The organism is Kitasatospora sp. NPDC002227 (assembly GCF_040296285.1).
Taxonomy (GTDB): Bacteria; Actinomycetota; Actinomycetes; order Streptomycetales; family Streptomycetaceae; genus Kitasatospora.
The window spans coordinates 21,960-41,260 of the sequence record NZ_JBEOWY010000051.1 but is presented as its reverse complement, the minus strand read 5'-3'; the positions used below and the strand labels follow the sequence as shown (position 1 = coordinate 41,260).

General features: G+C 73.3%; 19 protein-coding genes. 10 read left to right on the top strand and 9 right to left on the bottom strand.

Going from position 1 to position 19,301, the window contains the following annotated elements:
• Positions 1 to 18: 18 nt before the first annotated feature.
• The 3 genes from ABT095_RS31660 to ABT095_RS31650 form a co-directional block, all read right to left on the bottom strand.
• Positions 19 to 3,705 carry a SpoIIE family protein phosphatase gene (locus tag ABT095_RS31660; RefSeq protein WP_350533016.1) on the bottom strand — a complete coding sequence of 1,229 codons (3,687 nt, stop codon included), beginning with the start codon at positions 3,703 to 3,705 and terminating at the stop codon, positions 19 to 21.
• A 250-nt stretch (positions 3,706 to 3,955) separates the two neighbouring features.
• Positions 3,956 to 4,423 carry a VOC family protein gene (locus ABT095_RS31655; protein WP_350533002.1) on the bottom strand — a complete coding sequence of 156 codons (468 nt, stop codon included), beginning with the start codon at positions 4,421 to 4,423 and terminating at the stop codon, positions 3,956 to 3,958.
• A gap of 83 nt (positions 4,424 to 4,506) precedes the next feature.
• Positions 4,507 to 5,430 (bottom strand): ROK family protein, encoded by a 924-nt coding sequence (locus tag ABT095_RS31650; protein WP_350533001.1) that lies wholly within the window; start codon positions 5,428 to 5,430, stop codon positions 4,507 to 4,509.
• A gap of 175 nt (positions 5,431 to 5,605) precedes the next feature.
• Here ABT095_RS31650 and ABT095_RS31645 point away from each other — a divergent pair, with 175 nt between their 5' ends.
• The 4 genes from ABT095_RS31645 (at position 5,606) to ABT095_RS31630 (ending at position 9,414) form a co-directional block, all read left to right on the top strand.
• A complete protein-coding gene (locus ABT095_RS31645; RefSeq protein WP_350533000.1) occupies positions 5,606 to 6,820 on the top strand; it encodes an MFS transporter in 1,215 nt (404 codons plus the stop codon).
• A gap of 404 nt (positions 6,821 to 7,224) precedes the next feature.
• A complete protein-coding gene (locus ABT095_RS31640; protein ID WP_350532999.1) occupies positions 7,225 to 7,965 on the top strand; it encodes a transglycosylase family protein in 741 nt (246 codons plus the stop codon).
• A gap of 44 nt (positions 7,966 to 8,009) precedes the next feature.
• Complete coding sequence (locus ABT095_RS31635; RefSeq protein WP_350532998.1) at positions 8,010 to 8,921, top strand: bifunctional helix-turn-helix transcriptional regulator/GNAT family N-acetyltransferase; 912 nt, start codon at positions 8,010 to 8,012, stop codon at positions 8,919 to 8,921.
• Positions 8,922 to 8,925: 4 nt separating this feature from the next.
• Positions 8,926 to 9,414 (top strand): GNAT family N-acetyltransferase, encoded by a 489-nt coding sequence (locus ABT095_RS31630; protein ID WP_350532997.1) that lies wholly within the window; start codon positions 8,926 to 8,928, stop codon positions 9,412 to 9,414.
• A gap of 7 nt (positions 9,415 to 9,421) precedes the next feature.
• On the opposite strand, the gene ABT095_RS31625 is transcribed toward ABT095_RS31630, so the two are convergent.
• Positions 9,422 to 9,958: a GNAT family N-acetyltransferase gene (locus ABT095_RS31625; RefSeq protein WP_350532996.1), complete on the bottom strand. Its 537-nt coding sequence runs from the start codon at positions 9,956 to 9,958 to the stop codon at positions 9,422 to 9,424.
• Between the two features lie 91 nt (positions 9,959 to 10,049).
• Here ABT095_RS31625 and ABT095_RS31620 point away from each other — a divergent pair, with 91 nt between their 5' ends.
• Positions 10,050 to 10,865: a hypothetical protein gene (locus ABT095_RS31620; protein ID WP_350532995.1), complete on the top strand. Its 816-nt coding sequence runs from the start codon at positions 10,050 to 10,052 to the stop codon at positions 10,863 to 10,865.
• On the opposite strand, the gene ABT095_RS31615 is transcribed toward ABT095_RS31620, so the two are convergent.
• Positions 10,838 to 12,346, bottom strand: coding sequence for a M1 family metallopeptidase (locus ABT095_RS31615; RefSeq protein ID WP_350532994.1), 1,509 nt, complete (start codon positions 12,344 to 12,346; stop codon positions 10,838 to 10,840). The genes ABT095_RS31620 and ABT095_RS31615 overlap by 28 nt on opposite strands.
• 128 nt (positions 12,347 to 12,474) lie before the next feature.
• Between ABT095_RS31615 and ABT095_RS31610 the strand changes: the two genes are divergently transcribed.
• Positions 12,475 to 13,008, top strand: a complete 534-nt coding sequence (locus ABT095_RS31610) for a gamma carbonic anhydrase family protein (RefSeq protein ID WP_350532993.1) — start codon at positions 12,475 to 12,477, stop codon at positions 13,006 to 13,008.
• A gap of 134 nt (positions 13,009 to 13,142) precedes the next feature.
• A complete protein-coding gene (locus ABT095_RS31605; RefSeq protein ID WP_350532992.1) occupies positions 13,143 to 14,039 on the top strand; it encodes an AurF N-oxygenase family protein in 897 nt (298 codons plus the stop codon).
• 60 nt (positions 14,040 to 14,099) lie between these two features.
• Here the strand turns inward: ABT095_RS31605 and ABT095_RS31600 are convergent, their stop codons facing one another.
• Positions 14,100 to 15,062, bottom strand: a complete 963-nt coding sequence (locus ABT095_RS31600) for an SMP-30/gluconolactonase/LRE family protein (RefSeq protein WP_350532991.1) — start codon at positions 15,060 to 15,062, stop codon at positions 14,100 to 14,102.
• 57 nt (positions 15,063 to 15,119) lie between these two features.
• Positions 15,120 to 15,590, bottom strand: a complete 471-nt coding sequence (locus ABT095_RS31595) for a DUF4231 domain-containing protein (protein WP_350532990.1) — start codon at positions 15,588 to 15,590, stop codon at positions 15,120 to 15,122.
• A gap of 177 nt (positions 15,591 to 15,767) precedes the next feature.
• On the opposite strand from ABT095_RS31595, the gene ABT095_RS31590 reads away from it, so the two are divergent.
• Positions 15,768 to 16,283 (top strand): Imm50 family immunity protein, encoded by a 516-nt coding sequence (locus ABT095_RS31590; RefSeq protein ID WP_350532989.1) that lies wholly within the window; start codon positions 15,768 to 15,770, stop codon positions 16,281 to 16,283.
• Positions 16,270 to 16,665, top strand: coding sequence for an Imm50 family immunity protein (locus ABT095_RS31585; protein ID WP_350532988.1), 396 nt, complete (start codon positions 16,270 to 16,272; stop codon positions 16,663 to 16,665). The genes ABT095_RS31590 and ABT095_RS31585 overlap by 14 nt, the downstream gene beginning before the upstream one ends.
• A gap of 2 nt (positions 16,666 to 16,667) precedes the next feature.
• Here the strand turns inward: ABT095_RS31585 and ABT095_RS31580 are convergent, their stop codons facing one another.
• Both ABT095_RS31580 and ABT095_RS31575 read right to left on the bottom strand, forming a co-directional pair.
• Entirely contained in the window at positions 16,668 to 17,234 is a 567-nt protein-coding gene (locus ABT095_RS31580; RefSeq protein WP_350532987.1) for a chloramphenicol phosphotransferase CPT family protein, read from the bottom strand.
• Positions 17,235 to 17,284: 50 nt separating this feature from the next.
• Entirely contained in the window at positions 17,285 to 18,001 is a 717-nt protein-coding gene (locus ABT095_RS31575; RefSeq protein WP_350532986.1) for a TioE family transcriptional regulator, read from the bottom strand.
• Positions 18,002 to 18,059: 58 nt separating this feature from the next.
• Here ABT095_RS31575 and ABT095_RS31570 point away from each other — a divergent pair, with 58 nt between their 5' ends.
• On the top strand, positions 18,060 to 19,250 hold the full coding sequence (locus ABT095_RS31570) for an erythromycin esterase family protein (protein WP_350532985.1): 1,191 nt from the start codon (positions 18,060 to 18,062) through the stop codon (positions 19,248 to 19,250).
• Positions 19,251 to 19,301 lie beyond the last annotated feature (51 nt).

Below are 19,301 nucleotides of genomic sequence, written 5' to 3'. Positions count from 1 at the left end.
GTGCTCCGGAGGCTGCCGTCAGTGCGGTGGCTGGTGGGAGCGCGGGCCGCCGGGCGGGATCTCCAGCTCGTACCAGACCACCTTGCCGTCGGTGGTGGAGCGGCTGCCCCAGCGGTGCGCGAGTTCGTTGACCAGGTGCATGCCGCGTCCGCCCTCGTCGGAGTCCTGGGCGCGGCGCAGGGTGGGCGGGTGGCTGTCCACGTCGGCCACCTCGATGGTGAGCACCCGGTTGCGGAACAGCCGCAGTTCGGTGGGGGCGCCCGCGTGGGTGAGGGCGTTGGTGATCAGCTCGCTGGTGAGCAGCTCGGCGAGGTCGGTCAGGCCGCCCAGGCCCCAGGAGTCGAGGGTGGTGCGGGTGAAGCGGCGGGCGTGGCCGACCATCGCGAGGTCGTCGGCCAGGGGCAGGACGGCGAGCTGGTAGGACTCGACGGGGTGGACGCGCGCCATGATGACGGCGATGTCGTCCGGCCCGCTGTGCGCGCCGAGGGTGTCGAGGACGGCGTCGCAGGTCTGCTCCAGCGTGGGCCGGCGGTCGGCGACGGTGCGGCGCAGCACCTCCAGTCCTTCGTCCAGGTCCTGGCCCCGGCGCTCGACCAGGCCGTCGGTGTAGAGCACCAGGATGCCGTCCTCGGGCAGCGAGAAGCGCACGCTCTCGAAGGGCACCCCGCCGATGCCCAGCGGCGCGCCGGCGGGCAGTTCGAGCAGTTGGGCGGTGCCGTCGGCGGTGGCGACCACGGGCGGCAGGTGGCCCGCGCTGCAGGCGGTGCAGCTGCGGTCGAGCGGGTCGTAGACCACGCAGACGCAGGTGGCGAACTGGCCCTCGCCGACGGCCGAGGCGGCTTCGTCCAGGCGGCGCATGACCCGGACGGGGTCGATGTCCATCGTGATCAACGTCCGGGCCACGGTGCGGAGTTGGCCCATGGTGGCGGCGGCCCGGATGCCGTGGCCCATCACGTCGCCGACGATCAGGGCGACCCGCCCGCCGGAGAGCGGCACCACGTCGAACCAGTCGCCGCCGACTTCGCTGACCACGCTGCTGGGCAGGTACCGGTAGGCGATCTCGAGGCCGAGCGAGCGGTGCACCTCCTGCGGCAGCAGGCTGCGCTGCAGGGTGACGGCGGTGTCGCGCTCGCGGCGGTAGAGCCGGGCGTTGTCGATGCAGACCGCGGCCCGGGCCGCCAGCTCCTCGGCCAGCGCGACGTCCGCCGCGTTGAACGGCTCGGGGTTGGCGGTGCGGATGAACTCCGCGCCGCCCAGCACCACACCGCGCGCGAGCAGCGGCACCATGATGTAGCTGTGCACCCCGGCTTCCAGGCTCGGCTCGACCCGGTCGGGGGAGGCGACGATCCGGTGCAGGGCGGCTTCGTCCACCTCGGCGACCAGGATCGAGCGGCCCGAACGCAGGCTCTCCGCATACAGCTTGGCCGAGCGGGTCGGCTCACCGACCGCGTCCGCGGCCCCCGCCATGACGATGTCGGAGTTGATCTCGCCGACCGCCACCGCCCGCAGCAGCGCCGGGCCGTCCTGCGGTATCGGCCCGGGCTCCTCGCCGTCCATCACCGTCTCCAGCAGGTCGACGGTGACGAAGTCGGCGAAGCGCGGGATCACCACCTCGACCAACTCCTGGGCGGTGCGCTGCAGATCGAGCGTGGTGCCGATCCGGGTGCTGGCCTCGTTGAGCAGGGCCAGGCGCTGCTGGGCGGTGTGCGCCTCCTCCAGGGCCACCTGCCGCAGCCGGGCGGCGTCCCGCTCCCGGGTGTAGAGCAGCGCGTTGTCGATCGAGACGGCCGCCCGGGCCGCCAACTCGGCGGCCAGGCCCAGGTCCTCCTCGGTGTACGGGGCCTCGGTGACGTTGCGGTAGAAGGAGGCCACCCCGACGGCCGAGCCGCGCGCGATCAGCGGCACCACCATGATCGAGCGCACCCCTTCGCGTGCGGCGGCCGCGGCGCGGGCCGGGTCGTCGGCGAACCAGGTCTGGGCGGAGTCGTCCAAGTGCGAGATCAGCAGCGGCCGGCGGTGGGCAAGAGCCCAGGCGTACGGGGTCGACGGGTGGAAGTGGTGCACGCTGCCGACCTCGTCGACCGGCTGCATGGCGGAGGACGGGGTGGTGTGGAAGGCCATCCGGCGCAGGACGGCCGAGCGGTCGGCCCGCCCCGGTGGCTGGCTGTCCTCGCCGCGCATCAGCGCGTCCAGCACCTCGACCACCACGGTGTCCGCCAGCCGGGGGGTGGCCACCAGGGCCAACTCCCTTGCTGTCTGGGCGAGATCGAGGGTGGTGCCGATGTCGGTGGAGGCCGCGTTGACCAGCGCCAGGCGCTCCTGGGCGGCCTTGGCCTCGCGCAGCGCCTGGGCGCGGGCCAGCACGATGTCGTGCTGGCGCTGGTAGAGCCGGGCGTTGTCGATCGCCACGGCGGCCCGGGAGACCAGCTCGTCGCCGAGCGTGATGTCGGCCTCGCCGAAGGACTCGCGGTCGCCGCGCCGGGAGTACACCACCATCCCGAGCACCGCCCCGCGCGCCACCAGCGGCGCGATCCGCACCGAACGGGAGCGTTCGCCCCGGTAGGCCGGCATCCGCTCCTCGGGAATCCCCGGCCCCAGCAGCGGCAGCTCCCAGGAGGGGGCGACGACGGTGCGGCCGGCGGCCATCGCCTCCGCGTACGCGGTGTCCGGCGGGATCCGGTAGACGGCCTCGGTGGGCAGGTGCTCGACCGGGTACTCCGGATCGACGGTGGACAGCGCGAGCCGGCGCACCCAGCGGTCCCCCGACGCGTCGTCGGGCTTGCCGGAGACCAGCCGCTCCAATGCGTACACCCCGCTCACGTCGCACACCCTCGGCACCATCGCCTCGGCCAACTCCCGTGCGGTGCGGCGAAGATCGAGGGTGGTGCCGATGGAGGCGGTGGCGTCCACCAGCAGCGAGAGGCGCTCGGTCGCGCGGGCGGCGCGGGCCTCGGCGAGGTAGTGCTCGGTGACGTCCACGATGGTCGAACTCACGCCCAGCACCTCGCCGTCCGGCCGGTCCAGCCGGAAGTAGGAGGCGGACCAGGCACGGTCGTGGTCGGGGTCGCCCGGGGTGCGGCCGTGCGAGCGGGTGTCGATCACCGCCCGCCCGGTGGACAGCACGTGGCGCATCACGGCCTCCACCTCGGAGGTGTTGATGCCGGGCAGGATCTCGGAGACCCGGCGGCCCAGGTGCTCGTCCACGGGCATCCCGTTGACGGCGGCGAGCGCGCCGTTGAGCCGGACGAAGCGCAGTTCCGGGTCGTAGACGGCCATCCCCACCGGGGACTGGGTGAAGAAGCCGTCCAGCACGGTGAGGTCCGCCTGGAGCCGGCGCAGGGCGGTGACGTCCGAGGCGACCGCGAGGACGAGCGGGCGGCCGTCGGGGCCGGCGATGGGGTGGGTGCGGAACTCCAGGTTCACGTAGTGGCCGGAGCGGTGCAGCACCGGGAAGACGCCGGACCAGGCGCGGCCGGAGATGATGCTGTCGAAGAGCTCGAGCACCTCGGGGCGCTGCTCCTCGGTGACCAGGATCTGCGCGGCGTAGGAGCCGACCGCCTCCTCGGCGGAGTAGCCGAGGAGGGATTCGGCGTCGGCGCTCCAGTGGAGGATGCGGCCGTCCTCGGCGATCAGCGCGGTCGCGATCGGCACCGCGAGGAGGCCGTCGCGGTCCCCGCCGCTGCCCTGCTGTTCGTCGCCCTGCATGGTCACGCAACCGCCCGGGGGAGATCGGGGATTAGGGCCTGCCTTCTGGATCGCGCCGGGCGGTCGCCGCCGGGGCACGCACCTCGACGGCTTCTCGTCGGTCGCCGATGCTCCGCATGGACTCCCTCCTCGGCGCCGCCCGCGCGTCACCCAACGCCGCCCGCTGATCCGGCGTGATCCAGAAGACAGGCCCTGGCCCTGTCATCGTCCCACGGGGTCCGGGTGTTCTGCCGGGTAAGGGAGGGCGGTGCTACTCGGCGTAGGGCTGGTCGGCGCCCTGGGCGCTGTAGCCGAGGCTCCAGACGTAGCCGTCCGGGTCGGCGAAGGTGCCGCCGTACCCGCCCCACGGCAGGGCGCCGGCGGGCTTGAGGACGGTGGCACCGGCCTTGGCGGCCTCCGCCATGACCTCGTCGACCCGCGTCGGGCTGCGGACGACGTACGTCAGCACCAGTCCGCTGAAGCCGCTGCCCGCGGCCTCCGTGCCCACCAGGTCGGCCAGGCCCTCGCGACCGTAGAACCCGACCGGCGAGGCGCCGTCCGACTCGAAGAACACCGAGACCCCGTAGTCGTTCTTGACCGTCCAACCGAGCCCCTCGGTGTAGAACCGCTTGGCGCGGTCCATGTCCCGGACACCGAGGAGGATCGAGCTGACGTGTGCCTTCATGGTTGCCCCTTGGTCGGTGGAGGTGTCGGCCGCGGCGGAAGCGCCGGCTGCCATGACGACCAAACTAGGGGCGGCGCGGCGGCCGGGGCTTCTCGATTCCTGATCGGTCCCGCGACCGGGCTCCGAGGCGCGGGGAGCTAACCCATTGCCGCAGCGGCCGCGCCGATCAGCCCGGCGTCCGGGCCGAGGTGGGCCTGGTGGACGGCGAGGTGGTGGGTGAAGGGGAGGGCGGCGTAGGTGCTGAGGTGGCGGCGGAGGGGGGAGAAGAGGAGCTCGCCGGCCTGGGCGACGCCGCCGCCGATGACGACGGCGTCGAGCTCGACCAGGGTGGCGGTGGCGGCGATGCCCGCCGCGAGGGCCTGGCCGGCCCGGTCGTAGGCGGCCAGGGCGGCCGCGTCACCCGCCCGCGCCGCCACCGCGACCGCCGCGGCGGAGTCGTCCGCCCCGCCGGGCCGCCAGCCCAGGGCGAGGGCGTGGCGGGCGATGGCGGGCCCGCTGGCCAGCCGCTCCAGGCAGCCCCGGGCGCCGCACGGGCAGAGCTCGCCGTTGAGGTCCACCGAGATGTGCCCGATGTGCCCGGCGTTGCCGGTCCGCCCCGAGTGCAGGGCGCCGCCCAGCACCAGCCCGCCGCCCACCCCGGTGGACACCACCATGCACAGGGCGTTGTCGTACGGCCGCGCCGCCCCGAAGCGGTGCTCGGCGGCGGCGATCGCGATGCCGTCGCCGGTGAGCACCACCGGCAGCCGCCCGCCCAGGTGCCCGGCCACCCGGCGGACCACGGGGAAGCCCCGCCAGCCGGGGATGTTCACCGGGCTCACCGTGCCCTCGGCGGTGTCCACCGGCCCGGCGCTGCCGATGCCCACGGCCCGGGCGCCCGCCCACTGCGGGTGGCCGGCCAGCTCGTCCAGGCCGTCGAGCAGGGCCTTAAGCACCGTCTCGCCGTCGGCGTCCGCCGGGGTGGGGCGGCGGGTGGTGGCGAGCAGCGTGCCGTCCGAGGCCACCAGACCCACCGCGATCTTGGTGCCGCCGATGTCGACCGCCGCGACCGGACCAGTAGCCACGTCTGTTCCCCTCCCGTCCACCCGGCCGTTCGTCCGGGATCTGTGCCGATTCTGGCATCCGGAGCAGCCCCGAATGCGTGCCATAGCCCCACCCCGGCGCGCCGGTAGAATCACGCGGCACCCTCCCCGAGCGGCGACCGCGCCCGGCCCTCTACGTCCTCGGAGTACCCCTCTCATGCCGCTGGCGCTCGTCGCCCTCGCCGTCACCGCCTTCGCGATCGGCACCACCGAGTTCGCCGCGATGGGCCTGGTCCCGCAGATCGCCGAGGACCTGCACGTGTCCATCCCCCAGGTGGGCTGGGTGATCTCCACCTACGCGATCGGCGTGGTGGTCGGCGCCCCGCTGCTCACCGCCGCCACGGCGCGGCTGCCGCGCAAGGCGGTGCTGATCGGGCTCGCCGGGCTGTTCACGGCGGGGAACCTGTTCTGCGCGCTGGCGCCCGGCTTCGGCTGGCTGATCGGGGCCCGGCTGGTGACCGGGCTGCCGCACGGGGCGTTCTTCGGCGCGGGGGCGGTGGCCGCCGCCGAGCTGGTGGCGCCGCACCTGCGGGCGCGGGCGGTGTCGGCGATGTTCTCCGGCCTGACCATCGCCAACATCGTGGGCGTCCCGGCCGCGACCCTGCTGGGCCAGCACCTGGGCTGGCGGGCCGCGATGCTCGTGGTGGTTGGGATCGGGGCGCTCGGCACGCTGGCCATCGCCCGGCTGGTGCCGCCGCTGCCCAGCCACCCGCAGGCGGGGCTGCGCACCGAGCTGGCGGCGTTCCGGAGCGGGCAGCTCTGGCTGGCGCTGGCCACGGTGGTGTTCGGCTGCGCCGGGCTGTTCGCCTGCTACAGCTACATCGCGCCGCTGCTCACCGAGGTGGCCGGCTTCGGCGAGGGCTCGGTGACGCTGGTGCTCGCCCTGTTCGGGGTCGGGATGACGCTGGGGAACGCGCTGGGCGGCTACGCGGCCGACCGGGCGCTGCGGCCCGCGATCTGCGCGGCCTTCGCCCTGATGGCGCTCGCCCTGGCGCTGTTCTCGGTGACGGCGCACGCGCGGTGGTCGGCGGCGCTCACGGTGGTGCTGGTCGGCCTGTTCGGCTTCGCCACCGTCCCGACCGTGCAGACGCTGGTGCTGCAGAAGGCCCGGCAGGCGCCGACCCTGGCCTCGGCGACGGTGCAGGCGGCGTTCAACGTGGCCAACGCGCAGGGGGCCTTCCTCGGCGGGGTGGCACTGAGCGCGGGCCTGGGCTGGGTCTCCCCGACGGTGGTCGGAGCCGCGCTGGCGGCCGTCGGATTCGTGATCGCGGCCGTCTCCTGGGCGGTGGACCGGGCTCCGGCGGGGCCGGTTGTGAGCGGGGCCACCCCCGGGGCCGTCGAGGCCGCCGGGAATCCGACCGTCCGTGCCTGAAAGCTCGCGCTGGGTCGACAGTGTGCCCGGCGTCACCGCCCGCGAGCGGTGACGGGGGGCACAACCGGGCCCGGAACGATCTTCGGGAGCCCCGCCCGGCCCTTGAAATGAGGGGTCCGGTGGCGGCCCTACCTTCGGTAACACCGCTCTGAACTGGCATTTCGCCGAAATGCTTGTCCTCGGCCCCGGATGGCTCGTAGCTTCGTAACCAGTGCACAGCGCACCACCCGGGTTCACCCCCGCAGCCCCCGCCCCCGAGGCGGCCGGGCAGACGCGGTGAAGGTGACCGGGGCGGCACGCCACGTAGGACACGTGAGCGGCCGCCCGCTGCGTGCGACACCCGGAGGACACCCACCCGTGGGCCTTCTTCGTGCTGTCCGCCCGGGGCTTCCGAGAGGATCTGTATGACCTTCCGTAACGAGACCACCGCTGCCACCACCACCTCCGCCAAGCGCAACCGCCTGCGGATGGTCCTGATGGGCGGCGCTGTGGCCGCTCTCCCGGTTGCGGGCCTCGTCACGGCCACTTCGGCCTCTGCCGCGTCCGCCTCCACCTGGGACGCCGTCGCCCAGTGCGAGAGCACCGGCAACTGGAGCATCAACTCGGGCAACGGCTTCTACGGCGGCCTGCAGTTCACCAACAGCACCTGGGCCGCGTACGGCGGCACCCAGTACGCCGCCTCCGCCGACCAGGCGACCAAGGGGCAGCAGATCGCCGTCGCCGAGAAGGTGCTGGCCGACCAGGGCCCCGGCGCCTGGCCGGTCTGCTCCGTCAAGGCCGGCCTGACCAAGGGCGGCGCCGCCGCCCAGGTCGACACCTCCTCGAGCGCCAAGTCCACGAAGTCCGCCAAGTCGGCGGACGAGACCACCAAGGCCGCGCCGAAGAACGACTCCGCGGCCGCCTCGCGCAGCGCCGAGCGCAAGCCGGTCGAGAAGACCGCCCCGGCTGCCCCGGCCGCCCCGGTGCAGAAGAACACCGGCGCCCAGAAGAGCACCGGTGGCACCTACACCGTCAAGAGCGGTGACACCCTGAGCGCCATCGCGGCCGCCCACGGCGTCAACCTCAACACCCTGTACGGCAACAACGTCAAGGTGATCGGCGGCGACATCGACCTGATCCTGCCCGGCCAGGTGCTGAGCATCTGAGCCCGGGCTCGACTCCGGCTCCATTCTCTGACTAAGGTCAGAGAATGGAGCCTTCGTCGTACGTCGAGCAGGTCCGCCGGTTCAACCGCACCGTCACCGAGCGGGTGGGGGTGCTCCAGGACCACTATCTGGGCCGCGACCGCCCCGTCGGCGAGGCCCGGCTGCTCTGGGAGATCGGCGAGCAGGGGAGGGACGTCCGGGAGCTGCGCGAGCGGCTCGGGCTCGACTCCGGCTACCTCAGCCGGCTGCTGCGCTCGCTCGAGCGGGACGGCCTGGTCACCGTCGAGCCCCAGCCGCAGGACCGCCGGCTGCGCACCGCCCGCCTCACCGAGCAGGGCAGAGCCGAACGGGTGACACTGGACCGCCGCAGCGACGACCTGGCCGGGCAGCTGCTGCGGCCCCTGAGCGACACCCAGCGCGAGCGGCTGGTCACCGCCATGGCCGAGGTCGAGCGCCTGCTGACCGCCTCGACCGTCACCCTGGACGCCGTCGACCCCGACCACCCCGACGCCCGGCACTGCCTCGCGGCCTACTACGCCGAGCTGAGCACCCGCTTCGACACCGGCTTCGACCCCGCCCGCAGCAAGCTCCCCGACCCCGCCGGGCTGCGGCCCCCGCACGGCCTCCTCCTGGTCGCCCGCCTGCACGGCGAGCCCGTCGGCTGCGCCGGGCTCAAGCTGCCCGCCGGCGCCCCCGCCGAGATCAAGCGGATGTGGGTCGCCCCTGGCAGCCGGGGCCTGGGCCTGGCCCGCCGGTTCCTGGCCGAGCTGGAGGCCCGCGCCGCCGAGCACGGCCACGAGCTGCTGCGCCTGGACACCAACCGGGCACTGGACGCCGCCCTCGGGCTCTACCGCTCGGCGGGGTTCGCGGAGGTGCCGGCCTTCAACGACGAGCCGTACGCCCACCACTGGTTCGAGAAACCAGTGGCGGTCCGGCCGGGACCGCAGGCATCCTGACCGGATGTTGATCAGGGAAGCCACCACCGAGGACTGGCCCGCCGTCTGGCCGTTCTTCCGTCAGATCGTCGCCGCCGGCGAGACCTTCACCTACCCGACCGACCTCGGCCGGGACGAGGCCCGCGACTGGTGGCTGCTCGGCGCACCGGACCGCACGGTCGTCGCGGTGGACGAGGACGGAGCGGTGCTCGGCACGGCGAAGATGAACCGCAACCACATGGGCAACGGTTCGCACATCGCCAGTGCGAGCTACATGGTCGACCCGGCGCACGCCGGGCAGGGCGTGGGCCGGGCGCTGGCCGAGTACACGGTGGAGTGGGCGCGGGCGGCCGGGTACCGGGCGATGCAGTTCAACGCCGTGGTGGAGACGAACGCGGCGGCCGTCCACCTCTACCGCTCGCTCGGCTTCGAGGTGGTGGGCACCCTGCGGGAGGGCTTCCGCCACCCGAAGCTCGGCTACGTCGGCCTGCACATCATGTACCTGATGCTCTGACCCGCGGTCAGCCGGCCGCCTCGAGGCGGTAGAGCACGCTGGGGCGCAGCGGGTGGCCCTCCGGCAGATCGGTGTCGTCGAAGTCGTCGGCCGGGTCGTACGTCATGCCCAGCCTGGCCATCACCGCGCGGGAGCGCTCGTTGCCGACAGCGGTGACGGCCAGGATCTCCGGCAGGGCGAGCTCCTCGAAGCCGTACGCCAGCGCGGCGCGGGCCGCCTCGGTGGCGTACCCGAGGCCCCAGGCCTCGCGGGCCAGGCGCCAGCCGATCTCCACGCCCGCGAAGGGCAGCCCCTCGTCCACCTTGTCGAGCCCGGTGAAGCCGGCGAACTGCCCGCTCCCGGCCACCTCGACGGCCCAGAAACCCCAGCCGCGATCGGCGATGTCGGCCCGGAAGCGCTCCAGCGAGCCCGCGCTCTGCTCGCGGTCGAGCACGGTGGGGAAGTAGCGGCGGACTTCGGGGTCGGCGTTCATCGCGGCCCAGGCGTCGAGGTCGCTGTCACGCCACTGGCGGAGGAGGAGGCGCTCGGTGCGCAGTTCTGTCATGCCGCCACCGTAGGAGCGCGGTACCCGGCGGTCGAGCGGATTTCGGGCCGGTGCGGGTGCGACCCGCCCATGGGCGGGGTAGGCGATGAGGATGGGATTCTCGCGAGGACGGAAAGACGCGCCGGAGCCGGACGAGGTCGCGGCGGAGCTGACGGCGCTCTCGGCGCAGATGGAGCGGCGCGGGGCGGGCGAGCCGGCGGCCGTCTGGCACCGGCGGGGCCGCAGCCGGGCCAAGGCCCTGGTGGGCTCGGTGAGCGGGGCGCTGGTCAAGGGCGGGGCGGCGGCCGGGCGCGGCGGCAAGGCGATGGCGGACCGGCTGGTGGAGGCGGCCCCGCGCATCCCGGTGCGCGACCTGGCCACCCTGCGGGCCCAGCACCCGGACGCCGCCACCCCCGAGGAGCTGGCCGACCGGCTGGTGCTCGGCGCCTGCCGGGCCTCGGGCGCGGTGGGAGCGAGCATCGGCGCGGCCGCGATGCTGCCGGTGCCGCCCGCGATGCCGGTGGAGATCGCCGCCGAGGCGCTGGCCGTGGCGGCCGTCGAGATCAAGCTGATCGCCGAACTGCACGAGGTCTACGGCCAGGCCCCGCAGGGCACCCGCACCCAGCGGGCCACCGCCTACGTCACCGCCTGGGCCGAGCGCCGGGGCATCGACCGCAACGCGCTGATCGCCCCGGCGAGCCTGGCGGCCGTGGCGCTGGGCGCCGAGGTGCGGCAGAAGGTGCGCAGGCGGCTGGTGCACAGCTCGCTGCGCCGCCTGCCCTCGCTCACCCCGCTGCTGGTCGGCGCCGGGGTGGGCGCGATGGTCAACCGGCGGGACACGCGCAAACTGGCCGGTGAGGTCCGGGCGGACCTCACCGGCCGGGCGCCGCTGGCCCCGGGCTACTGGGACGCGGCCGACCAGCGCTGAGCGCCACCGTGCTCCGCCCGGTTGCTCTCCTCGATCTGGGCCCAGGAGCGGGGCTGGGCCACGGCGAGCTTCGCCTGGCCGGGCAGGGCGGGCTTGCCCTTGGTGTAGAGCCAGGTCTGGAAGAGCGGGCCGAGCTTCTGGCCCGAGATGCGCTCGGCCAGGGCCTGGAACTGCGCGATGGTGCCGTTGCCGTAGCGGTGCTCGGTCGGCCAGGCCTTGAGGATCTTGAAGAACTTCTCGTCCCCGACGGCGCCCCGCAGCTGCTGGACCGCCACCGCGCCGCGGTCGTAGACGGCGGCCGCGAACGGGTCGTCGGCGCCCGGGTCGCCCGGCTCGACCTGCCAGAACGGGTCGTCGGCCGGGTGCGAGGCGTACACGTAGTCGGCCAGTTCCTGGGCGGTGCCCTCGCCTTCGTGCTCGGACCAGAGCCACTGGGCGTAGGTGGCGAAGCCTTCGTTCAGCCAGATGTCGCGCCAGCTCTCGAGCGAGACGCTGTCGCCGTACCACTGGTGGGCCAGCTCGTGGACCACGACGGAGGTGTTGGAGCCCTTGGCGAACTGCTTGGGGCTGTAGAAGACCCGGGTCTGGGTCTCCAGCGCGTACCTGGTCGGCACGTTCGGCACGTATCCGCCGACGGTGGAGAAGGGGTACGGGCCGAAGACGCCGCTCAGCCAGTCGACCAGCTCGCCGGTGCGCTCGACGCTGGCGCGGGCGGCGCCGTCGTTGTCGCCCAGGTCCTTGCTGTAGGCGTTGACCACCGGGATGCCGGCGGCGGTGGCGGTGCCGGTGGAGAGGTCGAACCGGCCGACCGCCAGAGTGGCCAGGTAGGTGGCCTGGGGCTTGTTCTCGCGCCAGTTGTAGCGCGTCCAGCCCAGCTTGGAGCTGGTGGAGACGAGCTCGCCGTTGCTGATCGCCTGGGTGCCGTCGGGCACCAGGACGGAGACGTCGAAGGTGGCCTTGTCCAGCGGGTGGTCGTTGCTGGGGAACCACCACCAGGCCATCTCCGGCTCGTCGGCCGCCACGCCGCCGTCGGGGGTGCGCAGCCAGGCGTCGAAGCCGTAGCGCTTCACCTTCGAGGGGGTGCCGGAGTAGCGGACCACCACGGTGACGGCCTCGCCCTTGGCGAGCGGCCTGGCCGGGGTGACCTCGAGCTCCTGCTCGCCACTGAAGGCGAACTCGGCAAGGCGGCCGTTGACCCGCACCTCCTGCACGTCGAGCGCGAAGTCGAGGTTGAAGCGGGAGAGCGCCTGGGTGGTGGTGGCGAGCAGGGTGGCGGTGCCCTCCAGGAAGTCGGTGGTGGGCTGGTACTTGAGCCTGAGGTCGTAGTGCGAGACGTGGTAGCCGCCGTTGCCGTAAGTGGGGTAGTAGGGGTCGCCGACGCCTGGGGCGCCCGGGGTCGGGGCCGGGGCGGCGGCCGAGGCCGGGACGGCGAGCAGCAGCAGTACGGCGCTCGCGGCGGCGGCGATGATCCTCTTGCGCACGAAGGTCCTCCGGTACGGGGGTGACTGACGGGTGGTCGGAGTCTCGCGGGATGGTTGTCCCGGCGGGCGCGATTCCATGCCGCTTTATGAGATGTTCATGCTGATTAATCGGATCGAAGGAGTAGCTGATGGCAGAGCCGTTGATCACCGCGGTCGGACCGATGGTGCCCGAGGTGGCGGAAGGCGTTTTCGTGGCGCCGAACGCGGTGGTGGTCGGGGCCGTGACGCTGGCCGCCGGGGCGAGCGTCTGGTACGGCGCGGTGCTGCGCGGTGACGCCGAACGGATCTCGGTGGGGGCCGGCAGCAACGTGCAGGACAACTGCACGCTGCACGCCGACCCGGGCTTCCCGCTGCGGGTGGGGGAGCGGGTGACGGTCGGATACAACGCGGTGCTGCACGGGTGCGTGGTCGAGGACGACGTGCTGGTGGGGATGGGCGCCGTGGTGCTCAACGGCGCCCGGGTCGGCAGCGGCTCGCTGGTCGCGGCCGGGGCCGTGGTGCCGCAGGGGGCGCAGATCCCGCCCGGCTCGCTGGTGGCCGGGGTGCCGGGCAAGGTGCGGCGGGAGCTGACGGCGGAGGAGCGGGCCGGGATCAAGCTCAACGGGGAGGGGTACCTGCTGCTGGCCGCGGCGCACGCCGAGGTGTACGAGAACGAGAACTGACCCGCCGCGCCCTGCCCCGGGAGGCTTCTCGCGGCAGGGACTGCCAGTACTATTGACTCGATGTCTAATAGTCCCTAGCTTCATGGAGTAGTGGGCCGCAGCGGGCCCGGCGGCGAGGCAGAGGGGCAGGGCAGATGACCACCACCACCGAGGAGCGGGCCAGAGACCGGAAGAAGACGGCCGAGCGGCTGCTGGCTTCCAGCGCGAAGCTCTCCTTCGACCCGCTCAAGGAGATCGACTGGGCCGCCGAGCCGGTCGAGGGCGCCTACTACCTGCCGCCGCACCGGGTCTCGCTCTACGGCACCGAGCTGTGGGAGGGCCTGACGGAGGCGCAGCGGATCGAGCTCAGCAAGCACGAGGTGGCGAGCGTCGCCAGTGTGGGCATCTGGTTCGAGGAGATCCTGATGCAGATGCTGCTGCGGCACGCCTTCGACCGGGACCCGACCACGGCGCACGTCCAGTACGCGCTCACCGAGATCGCCGACGAGTGCCGCCACTCGGTGATGTTCGCCAAGATGATCTCCTGGATGGGCGTCCCGGCGTACGGCCCCGGCAAGGTCTCGCATGAGCTGGGCCGCGTCTTCAAGGCGGTCTCCACCCACAGCCAGACCTTCGGCGGCACCATGTACGTCGAGGAGATCCTGGACTCGTTCCAGCGCGAGATGATGGCCGACGAGTCGCTGCAGCCGCTGGTCCGCCAGGTCTCCCGGATCCACGTGATCGAGGAGTCCCGGCACATCACCTACGCCCGCGAGGAGATGCTGCGGCGGGATCTCGGCCCGGTGCGCCGCCGCTTCGAGCAGCTGCTGCTCGGCCTGGTCATCTTCCGCTCCACCAAGAGCCTGATCCACCCGCAGGTGTACGCCGCCGTCGGCATCGACCCGGTCGAGGGGCGCCGGGTGGCCCGGGCCAACCCGCACTGGCGGGCCACCAAGCGGGAGATGGCCGCCAAGGTGATCGGCGTGCTCGACAAGGCGGGGCTGGTCGGCGGCGCCAACCGCTGGATGCTGCGCCGGATCGGCGTGATCTGACCCCGGCCGGGAGGGACCGTCGGTGGGGCCGCTGGAGAGCCGGCCCCACCGACCGCTCCGCTACCGGTCCAGCCGGGCGGTGATCAGCGCCGGGTCGGTGCCGCCGTACGCGGCGCTGGTGACGTACACCGTGCTGCCCCGGACGGCGACCGAGGTCGGGTTCTGGAGGCCGTCGGCGGCGGTCAGCACGACCGTGTGGGTGCCGTCGGGGCGGACCAGGGCGACCTCGGCGGACCTGTTGACGGCGGCCAGCACGGTGTCCGTGCGGCCGACGAAGCCGAAGTCGTCGATCCCGACCAGACCGGTGGCCCGGACCTGCGGGGCACCGGCCTTGCCGTGGCAGTCGATCGGGTAGCGCAGCAGGAGCCCCTGGTCCATGCTGGCCGCCCACAGGGCCCCGTTGTGCAGCTTGAGGCCGTTGGCGCCGAACCACTCGGGGGCGGTGCCCTTCAGCTCCGGTCCGTCGGCCCAGACGGTCGCGGCCCCGCCACCGCGCAGCGGGATGCGCCAGATCAGGCTGAGCGCCGAGTCGGTGGCGTACATGACGCCGGCCGTCTCGTCCAGGGCCAGCCCGTTGGCGAAGGTGTTGACCGGCAGCGGGGCGACCCGGGTGAGGCTGCCGGACGGGGTGAGCCGCCAGATGCCGGTCAGGTCGGCGGTGCCGGTGCTGTACGCGGTGTACAGCGAGCCGTCGGAGCCGCGGACCAGCCCGGTGATCAGCTGCTGACCGGAGAACGGCGTGTTCACCCCGCCGTCGGCGGGCGGCGGCAGGGTGGCCAGCACCTTGGTGTGCCCGGCGGTGTCGACCCGGGCGATCTGGTCGGAGTAGGAGAGCGAGAGGTCCACCGAGCCGTCCGGCTCCAGTGCGATGTTCTCCGGCATCTGCAGGGCAGACTGGTCGAAGTGCGCGACCACCCGCACGCTGGACAGCGGCGGGGCGACGGCGCCCGCCACGCCGGGCAGGCCCGCCGCGAGTGCGGCGGCCGTGACCACGGCTAAGAACAACTGCTTCTTCTTCGACATGCATTTCCCCCGTACGACGATCCAGGCACGAGCCGCGGGCCGCGGCCCGGGCCAACTCTAAGCCGAGGCAGGGGAATTGCGGGAGGTGTCGGAGAGCATGCCGACCCAGTCCGCGTTCTCGGCGCGGACCAGCGCCTCCACCCGGGCCGCCAGCAGGGCGCCGGCCGAGGCCTGGTCCCGGTACGGGCCGTCACCGGTGCTCCAGCTGACCACCTCGCCCTGGAGGGCGATCAGGTAGCGGCCGGTGCGTATCCAGTTGTCGCTGAAGCGGAACAGCTGCCGCACCCCGGTGCCGACCACCACCAGGGCGCCGAGCACCCCGGTGACCGCCCCCGGCGCCCCGGCCGCCACGGCGGCCGGGATGGCCGCGCCGAGCAGCAGGATCACCACCTCGGAGACCTGGTGCCCGATCCGGTGCCGGTGCAGGCGTAGCTCGTACCAGCTGATCCGCTCCACCACGCTCGGCGGCACCTCGCCCCCGCCCGGGCCGCGCAGCCGCGCCCACCAGTAGTCCGAAGCATCACTCATGCGCCCAGACCCTACCGCCAGGCGGCCGACGGTGGGTCAGCCCCGGTGCCGCTCCCGTTCGTCGGCGAGGGCTCGATCCCGCGTGCTCGCCGGGGCGCCGCACGGCGGCGTTGAACCGGTCGGGCAGGCCGGGGCGGTAACATCCCAGCCCAGCGCCGAGACGGGAGGGCCCGAGGGATGAGAGCCGGCACCTGGCCGCAGCTTCTGGTCCACTCCGAGCGGTTCGTCGGCGTCCACCGCGAGCTGCCGCCGCTGGAGCGGCTGGTGCTGCGGTCGGTGCACCTGAGTCCGTACGGCTCGGGCGTGACGCTGCGGGTCGAGTTCCCGCAGTTCCCCGACCTCGCGCCGCCGGACTGGACCGAGGCCGGCTGCGACCGGTTCGAGGCCCAGCTGGAGTTCATGGCGGTGGAGGGTCTGCGGATGCGGGGAGTGCCCGACCGCACCGTGATCGATGTGGCGGTCCGTCCGCTGCCGTGGACTCAGGTGCGCCGGGTCGAGGTGGCCGTGAGCGGGCCGGAGTTCGGCCTGGAGTTCGCCGCGCACGCCGTCAGGGCGGGCCGCCTCAACGCCTACCGCTCCGGCGACGGGGATCCGTACACGGCGAGGCGGTGGTTCGACAGCCCCCTCGACCGGCGGCGGCACGGCGGACAGCTGCCACCCACGACGGCGAAGGTCTTCTATGAACGAGCCTGACTGGTCCGCCGAGCTGGCCTACCCCGGGACGATCCGCAATGTCTTCGGCTCGCCCCCGCCACCCCTGACGGACTACTCCCTGCAGTCCGTCCTGGTCGACGAGCGCGAGGCCTCCGTCACGCTGAGGTTCTTCGCCTTCGCAGTCCCGGCCGCAGCCGCCGAGCTGTGGCGGGAGCACGGCCACAACTCGGTCGAATTCGTCCTGGTCTGCACCGGGGTGACGGACTTCGAGGTGACCGCCTGGTCCGGCCGGCCCACCACGACTGCCACCCTCACCGGGAGGGCCGTCGTGCTCGCCGGTCAGGACAAGCACGTGTCCTTCCAGGCCGCCGAGATCCGGGCCCTGCCCCCGGTCGGGCGGCTGTCGAGCCGAGCCGAGTGACCTCAGGGGCGAAGGGCGAGCTTCAGCTGTTCGAACGCGGTCGGGGACGGGCGTCGAGCCAGAGCCTGCTTGATCCGCAGGGCGATCTCCCTCGGGGAGCTCCTGCTGGTGTCGCATTCGAGGTCGTAGACGCCGTGCGCGTGGACTTGGGCGGACTGCCGCGCGGCCAGGCCCGGTGGCCGGTCGCCCCGGAGCTGTTCCCGCCGCGCCAGCTCCGGCAAGGGGCAGTGAAGACCGACGAGCAGGACGCTCTCGGCGGGGAGGACGTCGAGGCAGTCGAGAAGGCGCCAAGGATCGGTCAGCAGGTGGTCCACCACGACGTGATTGCCGGCCGCGGCCATGCCGGCGACGGCGCGGTGGAAGCCCCTGGCGGTCCGGTCGAGCTCGGCCTGCAGGTGCTCGTCGGGGATGTCCCGGTCGGAGCGCATCCCGTGGAAGGCGTCCACCGGCAGGTGGAAGTAGGAGTCGTCCAGGATCTCGAGGAGCTCCCTGGCGATGCTCGATTTTCCGGAGCTCGAGGTGCCGTTCAGAAAGATGATCCGCCCACCCTGGCGCTGGTCGTCCGACATGGGTGAATGATCTCCAGGGCGGTGATCTGGCCGCCACCGGATTTCCCGGCTCAGCCGAGCCGTTGGAGGTAGGCCTCGAACGCGGCGGCGCCGGCCAGCATCGCGCGGCTGCGGGTGGCGAGGCGGTGGTGCCAGTCGTGCAGGGCGGTCTCCAGCGGCGCCAGGCCGCCGGCCGTGCGGACGTGGGCGATCAGTGGGGCGATCTGCTCCAGGAGGTAGCCGCCGCGGCGGAGTTGACGGGTGAGACGGGCATCCCGGACATCGGCCCCGAGGTAGACGCGGTAGCCGGTCGCCGGGTCGCGGAGCGGGTGCAGCAGCCCGGCGCGCTCCCACTTGCGCAGGGTCGCGGGTCGGATGCCGAGCTTCGCGGCGAGCGGTCCGATGAAGGAGGGGTCAGCCGTCCCGGCTCCCTCGACGGCGGGCCCCAGGTCGCGCAGGGCGCCCTCGACGGCCCGCAGAGTCCGCCGGTCGTCCAGGAGCCCGGCGTGGCTCTCGTCGATCAGCCGGAAGGCCTCCTCGGCGGCGCCCTGGTTCACGGCCCGCATGATCGCGGCCGCCGCCTGGTGGCCGTGGCCCGGCACCAGGGCGAGGAAGGCGCGCAGGGCGGCCGCGTGCAGCGGGGTGTAGGTGCGGTAGCCGTGCGCGGTGCGACCGGCTGCCGGGAGGATGCCGGCCTCCTCGTAGTTGCGCACCGCCTGGGTGGACAGGCCGTGCTCCCGCGCCAGGTCGACCGGGCGGAGCCTGCCACTTTGAAGGTTATGGCCCATGAGGTCGAGGATATCGCGGCAAAGTTTCAACCGAGGGTTCAACGATAGCGTTGAAGGTATGACGACCGACATCAAGCACACCGCCCGTCCCGTCGAAGCCACCGCCCTGCTGCGCCTCCTCCCGTCCCGGCCCCGGCTGCTCGCCCTCGGCGAGCCCACCCACGGGGAGGACTCCCTGCTCGACCTGCGCAACGAGCTGTTCCGGCAGCTCGTGGAGCAGGAGGGCTACCGCGCCATCGCGATCGAGAGCGACTGCCTGGCCGGCCTGCTGGTGGACGCGTACGTCACCACCGGCACCGGCACGCTGGACGAGGTCATGGCGAAGGGGTTCAGCCACGGCTGGGGCGCCAGTGCGGCCAACCGCGAGCTGGTGCGCTGGATGCGCGAGCACAACGACGGCCGGCCCGCGCCGGAGCAGGTCCGCTTCGCGGGATTCGACGGCCCGTTGGAGATCGCCGCCGCCGCGAGCCCGCGCCAGGCCCTCACCGCCCTGCACGCCCACCTCGCGGCCCGGATCGACCCGGAGCTGCTCCCCTGCACGGCACAGACCCTCGACCGACTGCTCGGCCCGGACGAGCGGTGGACCGACCCCGCCGCCATGCTGGACCCGGCCCGGTCCGTCGGCCGCTCCGCCGAGGCCGCGCAACTACGCTTGCTCGCCGACGAGTTGGCGGCACTGCTGGAGGCCCAGGCGCCGCCGTCGGGCGAGGACGGCCGGGAGCGGGCGGACCTGTACGCCCGGGTGGCGACCGGTCTGCTGCGCTACCACCACGCGATGACCGACCCCTCACCCGCCCGGATGACCAAGCTGTGCGCCCTGCGGGACTTGATGATGGCTCACAACCTGCTCGCCCTCGCGGCACACGGCCCGACCCTGGTGCACGCCCACAACTCCCACCTGCAACGGCAGAAGAGCTCCATGCGGATGTGGCAGGGCCGGGTGGAGTGGTGGAGCGCCGGCGCGCTGGTGAGTGCCCGGCTCGGCGCGGAGTACGCCTTCGTGGCGACCGCCCTCGGCACGATCCGGCACCAGGGCGTGGACACCCCGCCGCCGGGCACCGTCGAGGGGCTGCTGCACGCGCTGCCGCAGGACAGCTGCCTGGTCGAGGCCCGGCAGCTGGCCGCCGCGCTCGGCGACGCGCTCCCCGCGCCCCGGGAGTCGCCCTGGTTCGGCTACGCCCCGCTCGACCCCGCCCACCTGGCCGATCTGGACGCGCTGGTGTTCGTCAGGGGCCTCCCGAAGAGCTGATGCATGAGTACGTGTACTCATGACACCCGAGGGCCCAGCAGGGAAGATGAC

What these genes read in the sequence shown, in the direction of transcription:
- ABT095_RS31620 (WP_350532995.1), top strand. Translation starts at nt 10,050, where the DNA reads ATGGGATTCTCGCGAGGACGGAAAGACGCGCCGGAGCCGGACGAGGTC.
- ABT095_RS31595 (WP_350532990.1), bottom strand. Translation starts at nt 15,590, where the DNA reads ATGAGTGATGCTTCGGACTACTGGTGGGCGCGGCTGCGCGGCCCGGGC.
- ABT095_RS31645 (WP_350533000.1), top strand. Translation starts at nt 5,606, where the DNA reads ATGCCGCTGGCGCTCGTCGCCCTCGCCGTCACCGCCTTCGCGATCGGC.
- ABT095_RS31570 (WP_350532985.1), top strand. Translation starts at nt 18,060, where the DNA reads ATGACGACCGACATCAAGCACACCGCCCGTCCCGTCGAAGCCACCGCC.
- ABT095_RS31655 (WP_350533002.1), bottom strand. Translation starts at nt 4,423, where the DNA reads ATGGCAGCCGGCGCTTCCGCCGCGGCCGACACCTCCACCGACCAAGGG.
- ABT095_RS31605 (WP_350532992.1), top strand. Translation starts at nt 13,143, where the DNA reads ATGACCACCACCACCGAGGAGCGGGCCAGAGACCGGAAGAAGACGGCC.
- ABT095_RS31630 (WP_350532997.1), top strand. Translation starts at nt 8,926, where the DNA reads ATGTTGATCAGGGAAGCCACCACCGAGGACTGGCCCGCCGTCTGGCCG.
- ABT095_RS31590 (WP_350532989.1), top strand. Translation starts at nt 15,768, where the DNA reads ATGAGAGCCGGCACCTGGCCGCAGCTTCTGGTCCACTCCGAGCGGTTC.
- ABT095_RS31635 (WP_350532998.1), top strand. Translation starts at nt 8,010, where the DNA reads ATGGAGCCTTCGTCGTACGTCGAGCAGGTCCGCCGGTTCAACCGCACC.
- ABT095_RS31610 (WP_350532993.1), top strand. Translation starts at nt 12,475, where the DNA reads ATGGCAGAGCCGTTGATCACCGCGGTCGGACCGATGGTGCCCGAGGTG.
- ABT095_RS31625 (WP_350532996.1), bottom strand. Translation starts at nt 9,958, where the DNA reads ATGACAGAACTGCGCACCGAGCGCCTCCTCCTCCGCCAGTGGCGTGAC.
- ABT095_RS31600 (WP_350532991.1), bottom strand. Translation starts at nt 15,062, where the DNA reads ATGTCGAAGAAGAAGCAGTTGTTCTTAGCCGTGGTCACGGCCGCCGCA.
- ABT095_RS31585 (WP_350532988.1), top strand. Translation starts at nt 16,270, where the DNA reads ATGAACGAGCCTGACTGGTCCGCCGAGCTGGCCTACCCCGGGACGATC.
- ABT095_RS31660 (WP_350533016.1), bottom strand. Translation starts at nt 3,705, where the DNA reads ATGCAGGGCGACGAACAGCAGGGCAGCGGCGGGGACCGCGACGGCCTC.
- ABT095_RS31640 (WP_350532999.1), top strand. Translation starts at nt 7,225, where the DNA reads ATGACCTTCCGTAACGAGACCACCGCTGCCACCACCACCTCCGCCAAG.
- ABT095_RS31575 (WP_350532986.1), bottom strand. Translation starts at nt 18,001, where the DNA reads ATGGGCCATAACCTTCAAAGTGGCAGGCTCCGCCCGGTCGACCTGGCG.
- ABT095_RS31580 (WP_350532987.1), bottom strand. Translation starts at nt 17,234, where the DNA reads ATGTCGGACGACCAGCGCCAGGGTGGGCGGATCATCTTTCTGAACGGC.